The following is a 21441-nucleotide window of genomic DNA, read 5'->3' as shown; positions in this document are numbered from 1 at the left end:
GCCGCCAGGTCGAAGCGGAAGCCGTCCACGTGCATCTCGGTCACCCAGTACCGCAGACTGTCCATGATCATCTGGAGGACGTGCAACCGTCCATCGCGCCACCCGCATATCCGCTTACGTTCTTCCCGCTGCGGGTCACCGGACCGAAAGGTGCCCGCCGTCACGGGAGATCGGGGGTGTGCTCATGCGGATCGGACTGCTCACGGAGGGTGGCTATCCGTACGCCACGGGTGAGTCCGGGCTCTGGTGCGACCGGCTCGTACGCGGCCTCGCCCCGCACGAGTTCGACATCTACGCCCTCACCCGCGACGCCCGCCAGGAGGCCGCCGGCCGGCTGCCCCTCCCGCCCAACGTCCACACGGTGCGCACCGCCTCGCTCTGGGCCCCCGAGGACGAAGGCCGCGGCTACGGCCGACGCGAACGACGCCGCTTCGAGGCCGCCTTCCGGGAGCTGGCGTACGGGATCTGCGCCGACCCGGCGGCCGCGGCGGCCGCGGCGGCCGAAGCCGCGGGAACCGGCGCCGGTGCCGCCGGGGGACCCCGGACCGGCGCGGCCGGCGAGAGACCCGGGCGCGGCCCCGTCCCGGGGGAGCCCTGGGGCGGGCGGGCGGACGGCCGGCCCCGGGAAGGGCGGGCCGACGGCACCGCCGACACCGACGCCGCCGAGCGTTTCGCCGCCGGGCTCTACGGCCTCGCCGAACTCGCCCGCTCCCACGGCGGACTGCGCGCCGCGCTCCGCTCCGAGGCCGCCGTCCGCGCCCTGGAGGCCGCGGGCCGGGCCCCCGGCGCCCGCCGAGGCCTCGCCGCCGCCACCGTCCCCGACCACCTCGCCTTCCTCGGCCTGCTGGAGCGCGCCCTGCGCCCGCTCTCCCTCGACTGGTACGACGAGGAGGGCGCCGGGCTCGGCCAGGCCGACCTCTGCCACGCCGCCTCGGCCGGGGCGGCGGCCCTCCCCGGCCTCCTGGCCAAACGCTTCTTCGGCACCCCGCTGCTCGTCACCGAGTACGGCGTCCAGCTGCGCGCCCACTACCTCGCCGCCGCCGACGCCCCGCTCGCCACCCCGGTCCGCGCCCTGCTCGCCGCCTTCCACGGCCGACTCGCCGCCGAGGTCTACCGGCGGGCCGACCTCCTCACCCCCGGCAACGCCCACGCCCGCCGCTGGCAGGAGCGCTGCGGCGCCGACCGCGCCAAGCTGCGCACCGTCCACCCCGGCATGGCCGCCGAGCGCTTCGCCGAGACCGGCGAGGACGAGGAGAGCGGCGACCCGGCGACCCTCTCCTGGATCGGCCGCGCCGAGCCCGCCAAGGACCTCGTCGCCCTCCTGCACGCCTTCGCCGACGTACGCCGCAGACAGCCCGACGCCCGGCTGCGGATCATCGCCGCGCCCTCGCGCGAGCCCGGCGCCGCCGCGTATCTCGCGCACTGCCGCAACCTCGCCGAACAGCTCTTCCCCGACGAGGCCGCCGGCCGGCACGCCGTCGGTGAGAACCCCGTCTCCTTCGAGGAGCTGGGCGGCCCCGAGGCACCGACCCTGGAGGAGGCCTACGCCTCCAGCGCCGTCGTCGTCCTGTCCAGCGTCGTCGAGGGCTTCCCCGTGAGCCTCGTCGAGGCGATGTTCTGCGCCCGCGCCACCGTCTCCACCGACGTCGGCGCGGTCGTCGAGGTCATCGGCGGCACCGGACTCGTCGTCCCCCCGCGCAACCCCAAGGCGCTCGCAGACGCCTGCCTCGCGCTGCTCCGCGACCCCGAGCGCCGCCACCGGCTCGGCGCCGCGGCCCGCGCCCGCGCCCTGGAACTCTTCACCGTCGAACAGAACCTGGCGGCGTTCCGCGGCATCTACCTCGAACTCCTCTCCCACGCCCCGGTGTGCCGCCGCACCGCCCAGGCCGTGCCCTTCGCGCACCCGGCCGAGGCGTACGTGCCGGGCAGCTGGGCGGACCAACCCGTCACCGCGGCGGCCGGAACGGGAGACCCCGATGCCTGAAGGAGGCACCCCCATGCGCGGCCCCGCCGCACCCACCAGCCCCGGCCCCTGGGACCCCCGCTCCGAGGCCCTGCTCCAGGCCCCCGCCCCGGCCGCCCTCGCCGGCACGGGCCCGGCCGGGGCCATGGCCCCGGCCCAGGCCATGGCCCCGGCCCAGGCCATGGCCCAGGCCGGCGCCCCGGCCCGGGTCACGGCCCCCGCCCTGGTCACGGCCAGTGCCACGGCCACGGCCCCCGCCCCGGCCACGCCTGCCGAAGCGATTCAGCAGCCCGCCCCCGTCCTCGGCCCCCGCGCCCCCCGGCGCGCCACCGCCGACCCCGTCAAGGCCCTGATGCACCGCCACCGCGCCCTGTGCGAACGGGCCGTGGACGCCCTGGAGATCGCCGCGGGACTCGAAGCCCACGGCGTCACCGACCGCACCGCCGCGCGCTTCCGGCACCGTGACGTCTTCTCGCTCGCCGAGGAGCTGTACGCCCGAGTGCCCCGCGGCGACACCGCCCCCGCCCGCCCCGCGCCCGAGCCGGCCGCCCCCGGATCCCCGGCGGCCCGGGCCCTCGCCGTCTGCGCCCCCGGTGCCGTCGCCGCCCTCGCCACCGTCGCCCTCGCCGTCACCGAGGGGGCGCTGCGCGGCGCGGTCGGCGTGCTCGGGGCCCTCGGCCTCGCCGCCGCCCTCCTCGTCGCCGTACGCCGGGGGCCGCTGCGCGCCGCCGGCCGCACCGCACCCGCCGCCCGCCTGTGGACCCTCTGGCTGCTCGCCTACGCGGTGGCCGGCGACGGCCTCCTCGACCAGCTCCTGACCGGCGGCCCCGACGGCGCCTGGACCCTGGTCGTCCCCGGCGGCCCCGCCGCCCCGGCCGACGGCGCCTGGACCCTCGACACCGGCCCCCTCCTCGCCCTCGCCCTGGCCGTCGCCCCCGCCGCCTGGTGCGCCCGGCTCTTCGCCGTCCGCGCCCGCCGCCGGCTCGCCGCCAGCCGGGGCCTGGACGACTTCGCGGCCGGCGTCCGCCCCCTGCTGCTCTCCACCGTCGCCGTCCCCCTCGCCCTGCTCGCCGGGCTCCTCGCCCTCACCGGCTTCAGCCCCGGCGCCCTCGCCCTCGGCGCCCTGCTGCTGCTCGCCGGGCTGCTCGCCGCGCACGGCCCGGCCGAGACCGCCGGTCACGCCCTCGCCGCCGCCGGCACCGCCGAGGCCCTCGCCCTCGCCCTCGTCCTCGCCGCCCGGCTCCCGGGCTGCGCCTTCCTCGACGCCCCGGTCCGTGCCGCCGCCGACGTCTGGGGCCCCGCCGCCGTACCCGTCCTCGCGTGCGGCGCCGCGGCCCTCGCCCTCCTGGCACACGCCACCACCGCCCTCTCCCGGGCCTCGGCCCACGCCACCGCCCGCTGACCCGGCGCCCCCGCGGAGCCGACGCCGCGGGCACGCCCCCCGTACCTGCCCATCCCAAGGAGACCCAAGAGACATGACGCGCCAACCCCACGCCACGGCCGGTCGGCACGAAGGGGCCGCACGATGAGGGTGCTGCTGCTCGGAGCCAACGGATTCATCGGCCGCTTCGTCGCCGACCGGCTGCTCGCCGACCCGGCGGTGCACCTCACCGCCCTCGGCCGCGGCGACGACGCCGACGTACGGTTCGACCTCGCGACCGGCAGCCCCGGCGCCCTGACCCGCTTCCTCGACGCCGTCCACCCCGGAGTCGTCGTCAACTGCGCGGGCGCCACCCGAGGCGGCGCCCGCGAGCTGACCCGGCACAACACCGTCGCCGTCGCCACCGTCTGCGAGGCCCTGCGCCGCAGCGGCTGCGGCGCCCGGCTCGTCCAGGTCGGCTGCGCCTCCGAGTACGGGCCCAGCCAGCCCGGCTCGTCCACCGCCGAGGACGCCGTGCCCCGCCCCGGCGGCCCGTACGGCGTGTCGAAGCTGGCCGCCACCGAACTCGTCCTCGGCTCCGGCCTGGACGCGGTCGTCCTGCGGGTGTTCTCGCCGGTCGGCCCCGGCACCCCGGCGGGCTCCCCGCTCGGCCGGCTCGCCGAGGCCATGCGCCGCGCCATGCAGGCGGGCGACGGCGAGCTCAAGCTCAGCGGCCTGGGCGTGCAGCGGGACTTCGTGGACGTCCGGGACGTCGCCCGCGCCGTCCACGCGGCCTCGCTCTCCGCCGCGCAGGGCGTCGTCAACATCGGCACCGGGCGCGCGGTCCGGCTCCGGGACGCCGCCGCCGTGCTGGCCCGCGTCGCCGGATTCGCCGGCACCCTCCACGAGCTGGACGGGCCGCCGCAGCGCCCGGTCATCGGCGCCCCGCGCACCGAGACCATCGCCGAGCAACTGGCCGCCGCCCCCTTCCCGTACCCGGACGGCTGCGGGCCCTGGCAGCAGGCCGACGTCCGCACCGCCCGGGACCGGCTGGGCTGGCGGCCGCGGATCAACCTGGAGGAGTCGCTGGCGGACATCTGGATGGAGGCGGCATGCCGCATCTAGCCGCCACCGGCACCGCCCTGGCGATGGGCATGGGCGTCCCCGGCTACGCCCACCCGCTGCTCGCCCCCGTCGAATGGGCCGAGCTCACCCGCCCGGGCACCCCGGTCCACTGGGCCGTCCTGAACGTCGCCGAGGGGCCGGGCGCCCGGCCCGACCCGCACTGCCTGGAGGCGGCCGGGAAGCTGCGCAACGCGGGCGTCCGTGTGCTCGGCCACATCGATCTGCGGCACGGCTCCCGGCCCTTCGGCGAGATCGTCTCGGACGCCCAGCGCTTCCTGGACTGGTACAAGGCCGAGGGCTTCTACCTGGACCGCGCCCCCACCGACCGGGCCGACCTGCCGGGGGTGCGGCGGGTCGCGGCGACGCTGGAGGCGTTGCTGGACGGGGAGTCGGGGCAGCGGGACGCCCATCTCGTCCTGGGCCACGGCACCCACCCGTACCCCGGCTACGCGGAGACGGCCCACCAACTGGTCACCTTCTCCGGCGCCTGGACGGAGTACCGCTGGTCGCAGGTGGCGGAGTGGACGGCCGACTATCCGGCGGGGAAGTTCGTCCACCTGGTCCACGGGGTGCCCCGGACCCACCTGGACGAGGCCCTGCGGATCGCCCGCTGGCAGGGCGCCTCGACGGTCTTCTTCACCGACCGCCGAGGCGGCCCGGGACAAACCGACCAATTCCACACCCTGCCCGGCTACTGGGACGAAATCGTCTCGCGTATCGGACGGGGTGTCTCGGAATGAGGAGGGGCGTGGCAGTGTTGTCGACAGCACCACCGTAGTGAAAACCGACCAGAGTATTGATGAGGTCTCCGTGTCGCTGCCACCCCTGGTCGAGCCGGCTGCCGAGCTCACCGTTGACGAGGTCCGCAGGTACTCCCGCCACCTGATCATCCCGGACGTCGGGATGGACGGGCAGAAGCGGCTCAAGAACGCGAAGGTGCTCTGTGTGGGCGCGGGCGGCCTCGGCTCGCCCGCCCTCATGTACCTGGCCGCGGCCGGTGTCGGCACCCTCGGCATCGTGGAGTTCGACGAGGTCGACGAGTCGAACCTGCAGCGCCAGATCATCCACAGCCAGGCGGACATCGGCCGCTCCAAGGCGGCGTCCGCGAAGGACTCGGTCCTCGGCATCAACCCGTACGTGAACGTGATCCTCCACGAAGAGCGGCTGGAAGCCGACAACGTGATGGACATCTTCAGCCAGTACGACCTGATCGTCGACGGCACCGACAACTTCGCGACCCGGTACCTGGTCAACGACGCCTGCGTGCTGCTGAACAAGCCGTACGTGTGGGGCTCGATCTACCGCTTCGACGGCCAGGCCTCGGTCTTCTGGTCCGAGTACGGCCCGTGCTACCGCTGCCTCTACCCGGAGCCCCCGCCGCCGGGCATGGTCCCGTCCTGCTCCGAGGGCGGCGTCCTGGGCGTGCTCTGCGCGTCCATCGGCTCCATCCAGGTCACCGAGGCCATCAAGGTCCTGGCCGGCGTGGGCGACCCGCTGGTCGGCCGCCTGATGATCTACGACGCCCTGGAGATGCAGTACCGCCAGGTCAAGGTCCGCAAGGACCCGGGCTGCGCGGTCTGCGGCGAGAACCCGACCGTCACCGAGCTCATCGACTACGAGGCCTTCTGCGGCGTCGTGTCCGAGGAGGCCCAGGAGGCGGCGCTCGGCTCGACGATCACTCCCAAGCAGCTCAAGGAGTGGATCGACGACGGCGAGAACATCGACATCATCGACGTCCGCGAGCCGAACGAGTACGAGATCGTCTCGATCCCCGGCGCGCGCCTGATCCCGAAGAACGAGTTCCTGATGGGCGCCGCCCTCCAGGACCTCCCGCAGGACAAGCGGATCGTCCTGCACTGCAAGACGGGTGTCCGCAGTGCGGAGGTCCTCGCCGTGCTCAAGGCCGCGGGCTTCGCGGACGCCGTGCACGTCGGCGGCGGCGTGATCGGCTGGGTCCACCAGATCGAGCCCGAGAAGCCGGTCTACTAGGCGTATATGTATATAGGGAAGGGCCCGGACCTCGTGACGAGATCCGGGCCCTTCCCCATGCCCTCACGCCGTCAGGAGCACATCGTCCCGTACGCGGGCACCTTCCCGTCCAGGAAGTAGGCGTCGACCATCCGCGTCACGCACGCCGAGGAGCCGTACGCCCCGTGCCCCTCGCCCTTGTTGCCGACCAGGACGCCGACCCCGCGGCCCAGCGCCTTCGCCATCCGCTCGGCGCCCTCGTACGGGGTGGCCGGGTCGCCGGTGGTGCCGACGACCAGGACCGGGGCGGCGCCGGGCGCGCTCACGTCCAGGGTCGTGTCCGCGCCCGGCACCGGCCAGTTGGCGCACCAGCCGGCCGTGTCCCAGGCCAGGTACTCGCCGAAGACGGGGGAGAGGCGGCGGAACTCCGGCAGCAGCGCGCGGGCCTGGGCGGCCGTCGGCCGCTCGGCCGAGTCGGCGCAGGAGATCGCCCGCTGGGAGTGGGACTGGGTGGAGTAGTGGCCGGACTCGTCCCGGTCGTCGTACCAGTCGGCCAGCCGCAGCAGCTCCTTGCCGTCGCCGCTCTCCGCCTTGGACAGCGCGGTGGTGAGCAGCGGCCAGCTCTGCTGCGAGTAGAGCGGCATCACCACGCCGGTCAGGGCGAGCGACTGGGTCAGCTTCCGGTCGCCGACGGCCAGCGGCTCGCGGTCGAGCCGCTTGAGCAGGCGGGTGATCCGCGCCGCACCGGCCTTCGGGTCCTGCCCGGTCGCGCGCAGGTAGTTGTCGAGGGCCCGCTGGAAGCCGATCGTCTGGTTGCGGGCGTGCCCGACGCTGTCGGCGGTCGGGTCGACGACGGCGTCGAGGACGAACCGCCCCACGTTCGCAGGGAAGAGATGGGCGTACGTGGCACCGAGCTGCGTCCCGTACGACATGCCGAAGTAGTGCAGCCGGGCGTCGCCGAGGACCCGGCGGACCAGGTCGAGGTCGCGGGCCGTGTCGGCGGTCGTGGTGTGCGGCAGCAGCTTGCCGGAGCGGCGGGCGCAGCCGGCGCCGAAGGCGGTGGCGTCGTCGAGGAAGCGCTTCTCCTCGGCAGCCGTGTCCGGCGTGTAGTCGACGGTCCGCTCGGCGGCGTCCTGCTCCGCGTCGGTCCGGCAGACCACCCCGGCGCTGCGCTGGACCCCGCGCGGGTCGAAGCCGACCAGGTCGTAGCGGCGCCCGAGGGCGCCGTACTCGCTCGCCGCGTCGGGCAGGATGTCGACGCCGGAGGCGCCGGGCCCGCCGAAGTTGAACAGCAGCGACCCGAGCCGCGCCTTCCGGTCCCGGGCCTCCTTGCGGATCAGCGCGACCGGGATGGTCTCGCCGTCCGGCTTGTCGTAGTCGAGCGGCACCCGGACCTCCGCGCACCGCCAGGCCGAGCCGGGCGCCTCGCGGCCCTCGGGCGCGGCGCAGCGCTTCCAGTCGGGGCGCTGCCCGGTGAGCGAGGCCGGCAGCCCGCCGGAGGGTCCGGCGTCGCCGGTGGCCGGGGGAGCGCTGGAGGCCGTACGGGACGGTGTCGCGGATCCGTCGGAGGCGGCGGTGGGTCCGCCGGGGCTGGTGCAGCCGGCGGCCAGGATCCCCACGAGCGCCAGCACGGCACCCCCGGCCTGCCTGCGTATCCCCGTACCCGACATGCCCGACATGAGCGACCCCCCGTGATCCGTACCCGACCGTCATCGTAGGCGGCGGGGCGGCGCCTACTGGCAGACGGTGCCGGAGGCCGGCACCTTGCCGTCCAGGAGGTACGCGTCGGTGGCGCCCTTCACGCACGTGTTGCCGCTGCCGTAGGCGCCGTGGCCCTGCCCCTTGTACGTCAGCTCCACGCCGACGCCCGGGCCGAGGGCGTCGACCATCGAGCGGGCGCCCTCGTAAGGGGTGGCCGGGTCGCCGGTGTTGCCGATGACCAGGATCGGGGCGGAGCCCGGGGCGGAGACGTTCGGGTGGTCCCAGGCGCCGGGCACCGGCCACTGGGCGCAGCTCGACAGCGCCCAGGCCATGAAGTCGCCGAAGACGGCGGAGGCCTGACGGAACGCGGGGACGCGCTCCTTGGCCTGGGCGAGGGTGAAGCGCTGCTTGAAGTCGACGCAGTTGATGGCGGCGTTGGCGGCCTGGATGTTGCTGTAGGAGCCGGTCTGGTTGCGCCCGTTCATGGAGTCGGACAGGGCGAGCAGGAGGGCGCCGTTGCCGCCGTCGGCCTCGTCGAGCCCCTGCTCCAGATAGGGCCAGAACTCCTTCGAGTACAGCGCCTGCGCGATGCCGTTGGTGGCCTGGGTCTGGGTCAGCATCCGGTCGCCGATGCCGGGGATCGGCTTCTTGTCGAGCTGGGCGAGGAGGTCGGTGATGAAGCCCTCGATCCCGGCGACGCTGCTGCCGGGCAGCACGCACGCGTCGCCCCGGTCCACGCAGTCCCTGGCGAAGTTGTCGAGCGCCAGCTGGAAGCCCTTGGTCTGCCCGAGCGCGCCCTCCTCGACCCCGGCGGTCGGGTCGACGACGGCGTCGAACACCGCGCGCCCCACGTTCTTCGGGAAGAGGTGGGCGTAGACGCCGCCGAGCTCGGTCCCGTACGAGATGCCGAAGTAGTGCAGCTTGTCGTCGCCCAGGACCCGCCGCATCAGGTCCATGTCGCGGGCGGCGTTCTCGGTGCCGACGTACGGGAGGTGGGGGCCGGCGTTCTTCTCGCAGCCGGCCGCGTACTTCTTCTGCGCCTCGGAGAGCGTGCGCTCCTCGGCCGCGTCGTCGGGTGTGAAGTCGAGGGCGTAGAAGGCGTCGAGCTCCTTGTCGCTCGCGCACTCGACGGGTTCGCTGCGGCCGACGCCGCGCGGGTCGAAGGAGACCAGGTCGTAGCGGGAGCGCAGGGACTCGAAGTCGGTGGCGAAACTGGGCAGTCCGGTGATGCCGGAGCCGCCGGGCCCGCCGAAGTTGAACACCAGCGAGCCGATCCGCCGCCCCTGGTCCCGGGCCTTGGCCCGGATCAGCGCCAGGTCGACGGTGTCGCCGTCGGGCTTGGCGTAGTCGAGGGGCGCGGCCATGAACGTGCACTCCCACTTCGCGCCGTCCGGCAGCGGCGACGGCGCGGGCCCGCCGCCCTCGGCCGGCGACGGCGGCAGGCAGGGCGACCACTCCGGCTTCTGCGCGGCGAGCCGGTCGAGCCCCGAGGGCCCGCTGGCGGCGGGGGTCATGGCACCCGAGGAGTCTCCGCCGCCCGAGCACCCGGCGGCGAGGAGCACACAGGACGCGGTGACCAGGGCGGCACGCTGAGCTGCGGAGATCGGCATGCCCCCATCGTGAGCCGCCCGCCGAGCCCCCGCGCGGGAGGTGGTCCATGCGGGTGGCGGGCGGGCGGGCTCTCGCGGGCGGACGGGCTGTCCCGGGGCGGACGGGCTCTCGCGGGGCGGGCAGCCTCTCCCGGGCAGGCGGCCTCTCCCGGGCCGGCTGTCCCGGGCGGATGGCTCTCCCGGGGCGGGCGGCCTTCCCCGTTACAGCGCCTCGCGCTTGCTCAGCCAGTTGAAGCACAGCCAGCCCGGCAGCACCGGCAGCCACAGGGTCAGCAGGCGGTAGAGCAGCACGGCGGGTGTGGCGACCTCCAGGGGGAGGCCCACCGCGACCAGGCCGAAGGTGAGCGCGCCCTCGACCGCTCCGACGCCGCCCGGGGTGGGGGCGGCGGAGCCGAGCGCGTTGCCCGCGAGGAAGACGACGGCGACGCTGGCGTAGCTGACCGACACGTCGCCGTGCCCGAAGGCGCGGATCGAGGCGTCCAGGCAGAACACGAACGCGCCGGTGAGCAGCAGCATGCCGCCGATGCCGGTGACCAGCTTCATGGGCCGCTGGAGCACGTCCAGCATGCGCGGCACGACCCCCGCGAACAGCGAGCGCAGCCGCGTCGAGACGAACTTGCGCATGAACGGGATGGCCGTCACGACGAGGACGAGCACGGCGACCGTCAGGAGGCCCGCGATCACCGTCCTCGACGGCGTGAAGGACTGCGACTTCTCCGTACCGGTCAGATAGCCGAAGGAGAGCAGCAGCAGGATGTGCACCCCGAGCTGGAACAGCTGCGAGGCGCCCACACTGGCGACCGCGAGCCCGGGGCGTACGCCCGCGCGCTGGAGGAAGCGGGTGTTCAGGGCGACGCCGCCGACCGCCGCCGGGGCGACGATCTTCACGAAGGAGCCGGCGACCTGCGCCACCACGGTCCGCCAGAAGCCGACCCGCTCGGGCACGAAGCCGAGCAGGCTCATCGCCGCCGCCACATAGCTGAGCGCCGAGAAGACCACGGCCGCCGCGACCCAGCGCCAGTCGGCCTCGCTGACCGTCGACAGCGGCGTACGGGCGATCTGCGAGAGCAGGAAGTACGCGGCGACGGCACCGGCGATCAGGCTGACCAGGGTGCGCGGCTTGATGCGCTCCAGACGGACCGGTTCCACCGGCGCCTGCGGCCGGATCTTCAGCACCTGGTGCCGGATCTGCGCGAGCAGGTCCTCCTCGCGGGCCTCGTCCAGGGCCTCGTCGAGGGCCCGCTTCTCGGCCTTCTTGTCGGCCTGCTTCTCCTCCCGGGCCACCTTCCGGTCGGTCGCCAGGTTCGCCTGCGCCCGCGCCTCCGCGCGGGCCTGCCGGGCGGCCTCGGAGGCGGCGAGCACCGCCTCGCGCTCCCGCTTCGAGCGCTCCCGGGCCAGCCGGCGCAGCTCCGCGCGGGTGGAGCGGCTCAGCGCGATCGGCTGGAGCAGCGGCAGACAGTCGGCGATGGCGTCGGGACCGAGCACCTCGACGGCCGCGGCGACCGCCCGCTCGGCGCCCACCCGCAGTCCCAGGGTGGTGAGGAGCTGCGCGATGTCCATCCGCAGGACGAGGTCGCCCGCGGCGATCTCGCCGCCCCGCAGGTCCGTCAGGATCACCTTGCCGGAACGATCCACCAGGATCGCGTCCCCGGCGAGCCTGCGGTGCGCGATCCGGCGCGACTGGAGGGCCTTCACCTGGCGCCAGGCGCTGCGCACCAGGTCGTCGGTGATCTCCTCGTCGTCCAGCGAGTCGAGGGACCGGCCGCCGAGGTGCTCGTAGACCAGCATCACGGCGTCCGGGCCGAGCTCGGAGGTGGCGATCAGCTTCGGCGCGTTGGCGCCCGCGGCGATGGCCGCGTAGGCGAGCAGCGCCTCCTGCTCCAGGGCCTGGCGCAGCGAGACGATCGAGCGGCGGGTGGTGATGGTGCGCAGGGTGATGCGCCGCCAGGCCCGGTAGAAGAAGCCGTGCGCCTGCTGCTCGCGGTCGACGACCGTCACGTCGAGCGGCGAGCCCTCCTCCAGGGTCACGATGTAGCGGCGGCCCCGGTCGCCGCTGTCCGCCGCGTCGGGCACGCCCTCGGCGCGCAGCGCGGTCACCGGCCGGAAGCCGACCCGGCGCAGGCCCGCGAGGAGCGTCTGGCCGGTCGGCCGGACGTTGGGCGAGCCGACCGCGTACAGCGTCCCGTACGCCACGGTCCAGCCGATCAGCACGGTCAGGATGATGGAGAGGGCGGTGGTGTACCCGGCCACCAGCATGGTGAACGCGTCGAGCAGCAGCACCATCCACAGCACCACCCGCCAGCGCGGCCTGCGGGCCATGCCGACGGCGGTCATGTACGCGATGACCGGCGCGAGGTAGTTGTGCACGGGGTCGGTGAGCCCGCCGCCGGACTGCGGCTGGGTCAGCGCGTCCTGGATGGTGCCGGGCGCGCTGTTGGCCACCCACAGGTCGGTGGCGAGGGTGACGCCGTGCGCGAGGACCGCGGCGAGCACGCCGTCCGCGATCCGCAGCCCGTCCCGTTTGATGAGCCGCTCGATGGCGAAGGCGACCGGCACGAGCAGGACGGCGATCGACGACACGAGACCGGCGATCTTGACGAAGACGTCGGGGGCGCCGCCGGCGCCCTTGTTGATGTCCTGTTCGAGACCGGAGGTCGTGCCGTGGGCGAAGGCGGCGATGGCGAGGACGACGCCGATGGCGAGGATGCCGATCAGCAGGCGCATCAGGTCCGAGGGGCGGTGGACCCGGGCGGCGAGCAGCGGCTCGTCGCCGGAGACGCGCTCGGGCAGGTTGGACGGCGCCTCGCCGGGAGATTTCCCCGGAGGCTGGATGTCGTGCCCCATCACCATGTCCGTCTCTGCATGCCGTGTCGTGGCGGCCCGTGCCGCTGCGTCTTCCGTCACTTGTTCTTGTTCTCGTATCACCAGTCACCGCCCGCACGATGGTGGCATGAAGCGGGGCCGTACGGAGGCATCAGGGGGTTGTCGGTGCGGTGAGGCAGGATGACCCGAATGGAGAACCAGGAGCTGCCCGAGCTGCCCGATTATGCGGAACGGGTCCTTCAGGCCGCGGAGGAGATCCCGCCCGGCCGGGTGATGACCTACGGCGACGTAGCCGAGTACGTGGGGGAGGGCGGCCCGCGCCAGGTCGGCCGGATCATGGCGCTGTACGGCGGATCGGTGCCGTGGTGGCGCGTGGTGCGGGCGGACGGCACGCTGCTGCCGGGGCACGAGCGACGTGCGCTTGGTCACTACCGGGCGGAGGGGACGCCGCTGCGGCAGCCGCAGGGGGGCGGGCCGTTCAGGCTGGACATGCGGCGGGCGCGGTGGGACGGCTCGGTGCCGGGGGATGGTTCGGCGCGCGGCTGAGGTCCCGGCGGTCGGTACGGCCGCGGGTCGCCGCGGGGATCGCGTACCGTCGATGCTCGTACTTCTCACCGGAGCACCCCGAGTGCTCCAAGAAGCCGACGCACCCCGCGTACGCCTCGCGCGCTTCGCGTCCCGAGATCCCCGCCCACCACCATCCACCCGCAGGACCGGCGACCCACGTGACTTCCTCCTCCACCTTCGCGGCTACGCGGGGCCCCGGCGCGTACCGGCTGGTGCGGACCGTGCCGGCGCCGGTGCGGCCCCCTGTGCTGGACGCAGCGCAGCGCGCGGTGGTTGACCACACGGGCGGACCGCTCCTGGTCCTCGCCGGTCCCGGCACGGGGAAGACGACGACGCTGGTGGAGGCGGTCGCGGCCCGGATGGAGCGGGGCGTCGACCCCGAGCGGATGCTGGTCCTGACCTTCAGCCGCAAGGCGGCCGTCGAACTCCGCGACCGGATGGCGGCCCGGCTCGGCGGACGCCGCCCCCCGCAGGCGACGACCTTCCACTCGTACTGCTACGCCCTGATCCGCGCCCACCAGGACGCGGAGCTCTTCGCCGAACCGCTGCGGCTGCTCTCCGGACCCGAGCAGGACCTGGCCGTCCGGGAGCTGCTCGCCGGGCACATCGACCTGGAGAAGGCGGGCCTCGGCCGGGTCGGCTGGCCCGACGAACTGCGCGCCTGCCTCACCACGCGCGGCTTCGCCGACGAGGTCCGCGCCGTGCTCGCGCGCTCGCGGGAGCTGGGCCTCGGGCCGAGCGCCCTGGCGGAGTTCGCCCGGCGGGTCGGGCGCCCCGACTGGCGGGCGGCGGCCGGCTTCCTCGCGGAGTACCTGGACGTCCTGGACCTCCAGGGCGTCCTCGACTACACGGAGCTCGTCCACCGCGCGGTGCTGCTCGCCGACTCGGCCACGCTCCCCGCGTACGACGCGATCTTCGTCGACGAATACCAGGACACCGACCCGGCCCAGGTCCGGCTGCTGAAGGCGCTGGCGGGCGGCGGGCGCACGGTGCTGGCCTTCGGCGACCCGGACCAGTCGATCTACGCCTTCCGAGGGGCCGACGTCAACGGCATCCTGGACTTCCCGGCGGCCTTCGGCGGTACGGTCAGGGTCCTCGGCACCTCCCGCCGCTCGGGCGCGGCCCTGCTCGCCGCGACCCGCCTGCTCACCCAGCGCATGCCGCTGACCCGGCTCCCCGCCGACAAGGTGCGGGCCCACCGCGAGCTGACGCCGGTACGGGACGGGGGCCGGGTGGAGGTCTACACGTACCCGACCGCCTCCACCGAGACCGAGAACATCGCCGACCTGCTGCGCCGCGCCCACCTGGAGGACGGCGTCCCCTGGCACGAGATGAGCGTCCTCACCCGAGCCGCCACCCACCTCCCCGCCCTCCGCCGCGCCCTCACCTCCGCCGGCGTCCCCGTCGAAACCGACACGGCCGACACCCCCCTGCGCCACGAGCCGGCGGTGGCCCCCCTGCTGCTGGCCCTGCGGGCGGCGGCGACGGGGGAGGAGACCACGCCGGGGTCCGGCACGACGGCGTCGGCAACGGCGGGGGACCCCGCCGAGGGCCCGGCCGAGGGCCCCGCTGGGGCCCGTGCCGGGGCCGACGTGGCTCGGGCCGTGACCGATGCGCTCGCCGTGACCGGCGCGGTTGGTGCTGTGGCCGATCCGGCTGGTGCCGTGACTGACTCGGCTGGCGCCGTGGCCGATCCGGCCCTGGCTGGGGCCGACGTGGCTCGGACCGTGACCGAGGCGCTCGCCGTGACCGGCCCGGCTGGTGCCGTGACGAACCCCGCTGGTGCCGTGACCGATCCGGTCCGGGCTGGGGCTGACGCGCTCGCCGCGACCGACCCGGCCGGTGCCGTGACGAACCCGGCTGGTGCCGTGACCGGACTGGCCCGGGCTGGGGCCGACGCGCACGCCGCGACTGACCCGGCTGGCGCCGTCACCGACCCGGCTCGCGCCGCGACTGACCCGGCTCGCGCCGTCGCCGTCACCGACGCGCCCGCCGGAGCCGACACCGGCGCGCCGGACGACGCCCCCCGCGCCACCACCGGCTGGCTCGACGTAGAGACCGCCGTCGCGCTGCTCGCCTCGCCGCTCGCCGGGATGGACCCGGCGGATCTGCGGCGGCTCGGGCGGGCCCTGCGGGACGAGGAGCGGGCCGGGGGGAACGTGGTGCCCGCGTCGTCCGACGTGTTGCTCGCGAGGGCGCTCGCGGAGCCCGAGCGGCTGGTCGCGCATGAGAGGTCGTACGCGCGGGGGGCGCGGCGGCTCGGTGAGCTGCTGCGGGCCGCTCGGGCGCGGCTCGCGGCGGGCGGCACCGCCGAGGAGGCGCTCTGGCTGCTCTGGGACGGCACGTCCTGGCCCGGCCGCCTCGAACGCGCCTCCCTGCGCGGCGGCCCGGCCGGCCGCAACGCCGACCGGGACCTCGACGCCGTCTGCGCCCTGTTCGAGACCGCCGCCCGCGCCGAGGACCGGGTCGGCGGACGCGGCGCGCTCAACTTCCTGGAGGAGCTCGACGCCCAGGACATCGCCGCCGACACCCTCACCCGCCGCCAGACCCGCCCCGACGCCGTCCGCCTCATGACCGCCCACCGTTCCAAGGGCCTGGAATGGAGCCTGGTCGTCGTCGCGGGCGTACAGGACGGCCTCTGGCCCGACCTGCGCCGCCGCGGCTCCCTCCTGGAGGCCGACCGCATCGGCCGCGACGGCCTCGCCGAGCCGCTCACCCCCGGCGCCCTCCTCGCCGAGGAGCGCCGCCTCTTCTACGTCGCCGCCACCCGCGCCCGCGACCGGCTCGTCGTCACCGCCGTCAAGGCCCCCGCCGAGGACGGCGACCAGCCCTCCCGCTTCCTCACCGAACTCGGCCAGGAGCCCAAGGACGTCACCGGCCGCCCCCGCCGCCCCCTCGCCGTCGCCGCCCTCGTCGCCGAGCTGCGCGCCACCACCGTCGACCCCGCCGCCTCCCCGGAGCTGCGCGCCGCCGCCGCCGAACGCCTCGCCCGGCTCGCCGCCCTCACCGACGACGAGGGCACCCCCCTCGTCCCCGCCGCCCACCCGGACCGCTGGTGGGGCCTCGCCGAGCCGACCCGCAGCACCGTGCCGCTGCGCGACCGCGACCACCCGGTGGCGCTCTCCGGCTCCGCCCTCGACCAGCTCGCCAACACCTGCGCCCTCCAGTGGTTCCTGGGCCGCGAGGTCAAGGCCGACGCCCCCGCCACCGCCGCCCAGGGCTTCGGCAACGTCGTCCACGTCCTGGCCGACGAGGTCGCCTCCGGCCGCACCCCCGCCGACCTCGACGTCCTCATGGCCCGCCTCGACTCCGTGTGGGACGGCCTCGCCTTCGACGCGCCCTGGAAGTCCTCCCAGGAGAAGGAGAACGCGCGCGCCGCCCTCGAACGCTTCCTGCGCTGGCACGTCATGGACCGAGGCGGCCGCACCCCCGCCGCCACCGAGCACGACTTCGACGTCACCCTCGCCGCCGGCGCGTACCAGGTCCGCATCCGGGGCTCCATGGACCGCGTCGAGGCCGACGAGCAGGGCCGCGCCTACGTCGTCGACTTCAAGACCGGCAAGTCCGCCCCCACCAAGGACGAGGTCGCCCACCACCCCCAGCTCGCCGTCTACCAGCTCGCCGTCCGCGAGGGCGCCGTCGACGAGGTCTTCGGCGGCCGCACCCCCGAGCCGGGCGGCGCCGAACTCGTCCAGCTGCGCCAGCCCGCCCCCAAGAAGGAGGGCGGCGACGCCCTCCCGAAGGTGCAGGCCCAGGAACCCCTCGCGGGCGAGTGGGTCGGCGAACTGCTGGCCTCGGCGGCGGGCCGTGTCCTCGACGAGCGCTTCACCCCCAGCACCGGCCAGCACTGCGCCAACTGCGCCTTCCGCGCCTCGTGCAGCGCCCGCCCGGAAGGCCGGCACGTGGTCGACTAGGGGTTCGGCCATCCGGGTGGAGTCGCGGGTACGGGGCCACTCCGGCACCCTTGAATACCGGGGGAGTCCGCGAGGAGGCTCGCATGGCGTCCCACACCACCAAGCTCCGCGCCGCCGCCACCGCCGTCTGCGCCGCCGCGATCGTCGGCACCGGACCGGCCGCCCTGGCACAGAGCCCACCTACCACGGCCCCACTCTCCGCCGCCCTCCCCGGGACCCAGGCCCCCGCCCCCGCCCCCTCACCCGACCCCTTCCAGGGCCTCACCGCCGACCAGATCGGCGACCGGGCCGTCGCCGCCACCCAGTCCGCGACCTCGCTGCGCATGACCGGCCGGGTCGTCTCCGGCGGAGAGCGGCTGGACGTCGACTTCTCCGTGGACGACCACAGGGACTGCACCGGCGTGGTCAAGATCCAGGGCGGCACCGCCGAACTCCGCCAGGCCGCCGGCATCACGTACATCAAGGGCGACGAGCGCTTCTGGCACGCCTCCATGACCTCCCAGGGCATGCCCGAGGCGCAGATCGCCCCCACGATCGAGCTGCTCAAGGGCCGCTGGCTGAAGATCACCCCCGGTCAGGCCGGCAGCGGCGACCTCGGCGGCGTCTGCGACCTGAAGGGGCTCCTCAACGACCTCGGCAAGGACAAGGCCGAACGCAGCGGACTGACCCGGGGGCCCGACGGCATGGTCGCCGGCACCCCCGTGGCCACCCTGGTGAAGCACAAGCCGAACGGCGAGACCACCACCGTCTCCGTCTCCCAGGTCGGCAAGCCGTACATCCTCAAGACGGTCAAGACCGGCGGCGCCGAACCCGGCACGCTCGTCCTCTCCGCGTACGACAAGCCCGTCAACGTCGTGATCCCGCCCGCCGACGAGACCATCGACCTCACCAAGCTGGACCAGGGCAGCACCCCGGCGTGACGGTGACGTCACAGACGTGACGGACGTGTCGGAGCTCTCGTCCGGCCCGGGATGTCAGTGGGCCCCGTTAGCCTCTTTGGAGTGACCGCACGCATCACCGACCCCGACCAGCTCAAGGAGCTGCTCGGCATCCCGTTCACCCCGGAGCAGACGGCCTGCATCATCGCGCCGCCCGCCCCGCAGGTCATCGTGGCCGGAGCCGGCTCCGGCAAGACCACGGTGATGGCCGCCCGCGTGGTCTGGCTGGTCGGCACCGGCCAGGTCGCCCCCGAGCAGGTCCTCGGGCTCACCTTCACCAACAAGGCCGCCGGCGAGCTCGCCGAACGCGTGCGCACCGCCCTGATCCGGGCCGGGGTCACCGACCCCGACGTCATCGACCCGGACGCCCCCCCGGGCGAGCCCCGCATCTCGACCTACCACGCCTTCGCCGGGCAGCTCCTCACCGACCACGGCCTGCGCATCGGCCTGGAGCCCACCTCCCGGCTCCTCGCCGACGCCACCCGCTACCAGCTCGCCGCCCGCGTGCTGCGCGAGGCCCCCGGCCCGTACCCCGCGCTCACCAAGTCCTTCCCGACCCTCGTCGGCGACCTCCTCGCGCTCGACGCCGAGCTCGCCGAGCACCTGGTCCGCCCGCAGGACCTCAGGGCGTACGACACCGGCCTCCTCGACGCCCTCTCCCGCGCCAAGCTGACCAACGCCGACCTCCGCAAGGTCCCCGAGGCCGCCGCCGCCCGCCGCGAGCTCCTCGACCTCGTCGTGCGCTACCGCGCGGCCAAGCGCTCCCGCGACCTCCTCGACTTCGGCGACCAGATCGCCCTCTCCGCCGAGCTCGCCACCACCCGCCCCGAGGTCGGCGCGATCCTCCGGGACGAGTTCCGGGTCGTCCTCCTCGACGAGTACCAGGACACGTCCGTCGCCCAGCGCCTGCTCCTGTCCGGCCTCTTCGGGCAGGGCACCGGGCACGCCGTGACCGCCGTCGGCGACCCCTGCCAGGCCATCTACGGCTGGCGCGGCGCCTCCGTCGCCAACCTCGACGACTTCCCCGAGCACTTCCCGTACCGCGACGGCAGCCCCGCCACCCGGCACGCCCTCTCCGAGAACCGGCGCAGCGGCGGCCGCCTCCTCGACCTCGCCAACGGGCTCGCCGCCCCCCTGCGCGCCATGCACGCGGGCGTGGAGGCGCTGCGGCCCGCGCCGGGCGCCGAGCGGGACGGCAGCGTCCGCATCGCCCTCCTGCCGACCCACGCGGAGGAGATCGACTGGCTCGCCGACCGCCTCGCCCACCTCGTCCGCACCGGCACCGAGCCGGGCGAGATCGCCGTCCTGTGCCGCACGGCCGGCGACTTCCCCGCCATCCAGGCCGCCCTCGTCGCCCGGGACGTCCCCGTCGAGGTCGTCGGCCTCTCCGGACTGCTCCACCTGCCCGAGATCGCCGACCTGGTCGCCGTCTGCGAAGTCCTCCAGGACCCGGGGGCCAACGCCTCCCTCGTCCGCCTCCTCACCGGCCCCCGCTGGCGGATCGGCCCCCGCGACCTGGCCCTCCTCGGCCGCCGCGCCCGCCTCCTCGTGCACCGCGCGGGAGAGGACCCGGCCGACCCCGACCAGCGGCTCGCCGCCGCCGTCGAGGGCGTCGACCCGGCCGAGGTGATCTCCCTCGCCGACGCGCTCGACACCTTCCTGGACGCGGGCGGCTCCGGCGCCGAGGACGACAAGCTGCCCTTCTCGGCCGAGGCCCGGGTCCGCTTCGCCCGCCTCGCCACCGAGCTGCGCGCCCTGCGCACCTCGCTCGCCGACCCCCTCATGGACGTGCTGCACCGGGTGCTCAACGCCACCGGCCTGGAGGTCGAGCTCTCCGCCTCCCCGCACGCCCTGGCCGCCCGCCGCCGCGAGACCCTGGCCGGCTTCCTCGACACGGCCGCGGGCTTCGCCTCCCTCGACGGCGAGGCCACCCTCCTCGCCTTCCTCGGCTTCCTGCGCACGGCCGCGCAGTACGAGAAGGGCCTGGACCAGGCCCTGCCCGGCGGCGAGAACACCGTCAAGGTGATGACCGCGCACAAGTCCAAGGGCCTGGAGTGGGACGTGGTCGCCGTCCCCGGCCTGGTCACCGGCCAGTTCCCGTCCACCCGCGCCCGCGAGTCCTGGACCGCGCAGCCCCAGGTCCTGCCGCACGCCCTGCGCGGCGACGCGGCCACGCTGCCCGCGATCGACGGCTGGGACTCCAAGGCCCTCACGTCCTTCAAGAACGCCCTGCGCGACCACCAGCACACCGAAGAACTCCGCCTCGGCTACGTCACCTTCACCCGCCCCCGCTCCCTCCTCCTGGCCTCAGCCCACTGGTGGGGCCCGTCCCAGAAGAAACCCCGAGGCCCATCGGACTTCCTCGAATCCCTGTACACCCACTGCGAGAACGGCCACGGCGAGATCGACAAGTGGGCAGAAGCCCCGGAGAAGGACACCGAGAACCCCCTCCTGGCATCCGACCTGGCCGACCAGGCGTGGCCCCTGCCGCTGGACAAGGAGAGCTTGGAGAGGCGGAGGGCGGCGGCGGAGGCGGTCACCGCCCGGCTGTGGGCATACGTTCCGCAGGGCGATGGGGGTCCCCCCGGACGAAGTCTGGGGGAGGGTGGGCACAGCCCCACGACGGCGGTGCCCGCCCCCCAGGACCCCGCCCCCGAGGACCTCTGGCTCCCCGAGGAGCTCGACTGGAACGAGGAGCCGGACCACGCGCCCGTCCCCGCGCAGCGGACAGAGCTGTCCCAGGAGGACACCAAAACCATCGCCTCCTGGGACAGAGACCTCACCGCCCTCACAGCGGAGCTGCACCGCACCCGCACCACCACCCGAGACATCCTCCTCCCCCCCTACCTCTCCGCCTCCCAAGTCCTCCGCCTCGCCGCCGACCCCGACGGCTTCGCCAAGGACCTGGCCCGCCCCATGCCGAAACCGCCGCAGCCCGCAGCCCGCCGCGGCACGCGCTTCCACGCCTGGGTGGAGTCCCGCTTCGAGGAGCTGCCGCTCCCCCTGCTCGGCCCGGACGAGCTGCCCGGCGGCGAGGAGTTCGCCGGCGAGCCGGAGATCGTGGACGAGCGGGACCTGGACGCCCTCAAGGAGGCGTTCGGCCGCACCCCGTACGCCCACCGCACCCCGTACCGCGTCGAGGTCCCCGTCCACCTCTCCCTCGCGGGGCGGCTGGTCAGGGGCCGGATCGACGCCGTCTACCGGGACCCGGACTCCGGCGCGTACGAGATCGTCGACTGGAAGACCAGCCACCACCGCACCGCCGATCCGCTCCAGCTCGCCCTCTACCGGCTCGCCTGGGCCGAACAGCACGGACTCGCCCCCGAGGAGGTCGCCGCCGCCTTCGTCTACGTACGGACGGGGGAGGTCGTCCGGCCCGCGCGGCTGCCCGGCCGGGTGGAGCTCGAAGCGCTGCTGCTCGGCGGGGACTCCCCGGACGGGGACCCCGTCCGCGCCGGATAGGCTCGGAGCC

At 74.9% G+C, this 21441-nt stretch carries 12 protein-coding genes; 9 read left to right on the top strand and 3 right to left on the bottom strand.

The annotated features are described in order from the left end of the window. Positions 1 to 184 precede the first annotated feature (184 nt). The 5 genes from ABTZ54_RS27165 (at position 185) to moeZ (ending at position 6437) form a co-directional block, all read left to right on the top strand. Positions 185 to 1984 carry a DUF3492 domain-containing protein gene (locus tag ABTZ54_RS27165; protein WP_351667942.1) on the top strand — a complete coding sequence of 600 codons (1800 nt, stop codon included), beginning with the start codon at positions 185 to 187 and terminating at the stop codon, positions 1982 to 1984. A gap of 13 nt (positions 1985 to 1997) precedes the next feature. Then, positions 1998 to 3365 (top strand): hypothetical protein, encoded by a 1368-nt coding sequence (locus ABTZ54_RS27160; protein WP_351667940.1) that lies wholly within the window; start codon positions 1998 to 2000, stop codon positions 3363 to 3365. Between the two features lie 123 nt (positions 3366 to 3488). Next, a complete protein-coding gene (locus ABTZ54_RS27155) occupies positions 3489 to 4448 on the top strand; it encodes an NAD-dependent epimerase/dehydratase family protein (RefSeq protein WP_351667938.1) in 960 nt (319 codons plus the stop codon). Next, the gene (locus ABTZ54_RS27150; RefSeq protein WP_351667936.1) at positions 4436 to 5188 is read left to right on the top strand and encodes a spherulation-specific family 4 protein; all 753 of its coding nucleotides are present in this window, start codon (positions 4436 to 4438) and stop codon (positions 5186 to 5188) included. Before ABTZ54_RS27155 ends, ABTZ54_RS27150 begins: the two co-directional genes overlap by 13 nt. Positions 5189 to 5258: 70 nt before the next feature. Next, a complete protein-coding gene (gene moeZ / locus ABTZ54_RS27145; RefSeq protein ID WP_351667934.1) occupies positions 5259 to 6437 on the top strand; it encodes an adenylyltransferase/sulfurtransferase MoeZ in 1179 nt (392 codons plus the stop codon). Positions 6438 to 6508: 71 nt separating this feature from the next. Here moeZ and ABTZ54_RS27140 read toward each other — a convergent pair whose 3' ends face one another. The 3 genes from ABTZ54_RS27140 to ABTZ54_RS27130 form a co-directional block, all read right to left on the bottom strand. Then, positions 6509 to 8086 (bottom strand): alpha/beta hydrolase, encoded by a 1578-nt coding sequence (locus ABTZ54_RS27140; protein ID WP_351667952.1) that lies wholly within the window; start codon positions 8084 to 8086, stop codon positions 6509 to 6511. Between the two features lie 63 nt (positions 8087 to 8149). Continuing rightward, entirely contained in the window at positions 8150 to 9727 is a 1578-nt protein-coding gene (locus ABTZ54_RS27135; protein ID WP_351667932.1) for an alpha/beta hydrolase, read from the bottom strand. Positions 9728 to 9928: 201 nt separating this feature from the next. Then, on the bottom strand, positions 9929 to 12571 hold the full coding sequence (locus ABTZ54_RS27130) for a flippase-like domain-containing protein (RefSeq protein ID WP_351667930.1): 2643 nt from the start codon (positions 12569 to 12571) through the stop codon (positions 9929 to 9931). Positions 12572 to 12730: 159 nt separating this feature from the next. On the opposite strand from ABTZ54_RS27130, the gene ABTZ54_RS27125 reads away from it, so the two are divergent. The 4 genes from ABTZ54_RS27125 to ABTZ54_RS27110 all read left to right on the top strand — a co-directional run bounded on the left by ABTZ54_RS27125 (position 12731) and on the right by ABTZ54_RS27110 (position 21431). Next, on the top strand, positions 12731 to 13096 hold the full coding sequence (locus ABTZ54_RS27125) for an MGMT family protein (protein ID WP_351667928.1): 366 nt from the start codon (positions 12731 to 12733) through the stop codon (positions 13094 to 13096). A 233-nt stretch (positions 13097 to 13329) separates the two neighbouring features. Beyond that, entirely contained in the window at positions 13330 to 17031 is a 3702-nt protein-coding gene (locus ABTZ54_RS27120) for a UvrD-helicase domain-containing protein (protein WP_502997320.1), read from the top strand. Between the two features lie 83 nt (positions 17032 to 17114). Beyond that, a complete protein-coding gene (locus ABTZ54_RS27115) occupies positions 17115 to 17951 on the top strand; it encodes a hypothetical protein (protein ID WP_351667924.1) in 837 nt (278 codons plus the stop codon). Positions 17952 to 18032: 81 nt separating this feature from the next. Further along, a complete protein-coding gene (locus ABTZ54_RS27110; protein WP_351667922.1) occupies positions 18033 to 21431 on the top strand; it encodes an ATP-dependent helicase in 3399 nt (1132 codons plus the stop codon). The last annotated feature ends 10 nt before the right edge of the window (positions 21432 to 21441 follow it).

This window comes from Streptomyces sp. NPDC094032 (assembly GCF_040303965.1).
Classification (GTDB): domain Bacteria; phylum Actinomycetota; class Actinomycetes; order Streptomycetales; family Streptomycetaceae; genus Streptomyces.
This window is presented reverse-complemented; position numbering and strand designations above follow the sequence as displayed.

Coding starts and splice junctions, on each gene's coding strand:
- ABTZ54_RS27165 (WP_351667942.1), top strand. CDS start 185: ATGCGGATCGGACTGCTCACGGAGGGTGGCTATCCGTACGCCACGGGT.
- ABTZ54_RS27160 (WP_351667940.1), top strand. CDS start 1,998: ATGCGCGGCCCCGCCGCACCCACCAGCCCCGGCCCCTGGGACCCCCGC.
- ABTZ54_RS27155 (WP_351667938.1), top strand. CDS start 3,489: ATGAGGGTGCTGCTGCTCGGAGCCAACGGATTCATCGGCCGCTTCGTC.
- ABTZ54_RS27150 (WP_351667936.1), top strand. CDS start 4,436: ATGCCGCATCTAGCCGCCACCGGCACCGCCCTGGCGATGGGCATGGGC.
- ABTZ54_RS27140 (WP_351667952.1), bottom strand. CDS start 8,086: ATGTCGGGTACGGGGATACGCAGGCAGGCCGGGGGTGCCGTGCTGGCG.
- ABTZ54_RS27135 (WP_351667932.1), bottom strand. CDS start 9,727: ATGCCGATCTCCGCAGCTCAGCGTGCCGCCCTGGTCACCGCGTCCTGT.
- ABTZ54_RS27130 (WP_351667930.1), bottom strand. CDS start 12,571: ATGGGGCACGACATCCAGCCTCCGGGGAAATCTCCCGGCGAGGCGCCG.
- ABTZ54_RS27125 (WP_351667928.1), top strand. CDS start 12,731: ATGACCCGAATGGAGAACCAGGAGCTGCCCGAGCTGCCCGATTATGCG.
- ABTZ54_RS27115 (WP_351667924.1), top strand. CDS start 17,115: ATGGCGTCCCACACCACCAAGCTCCGCGCCGCCGCCACCGCCGTCTGC.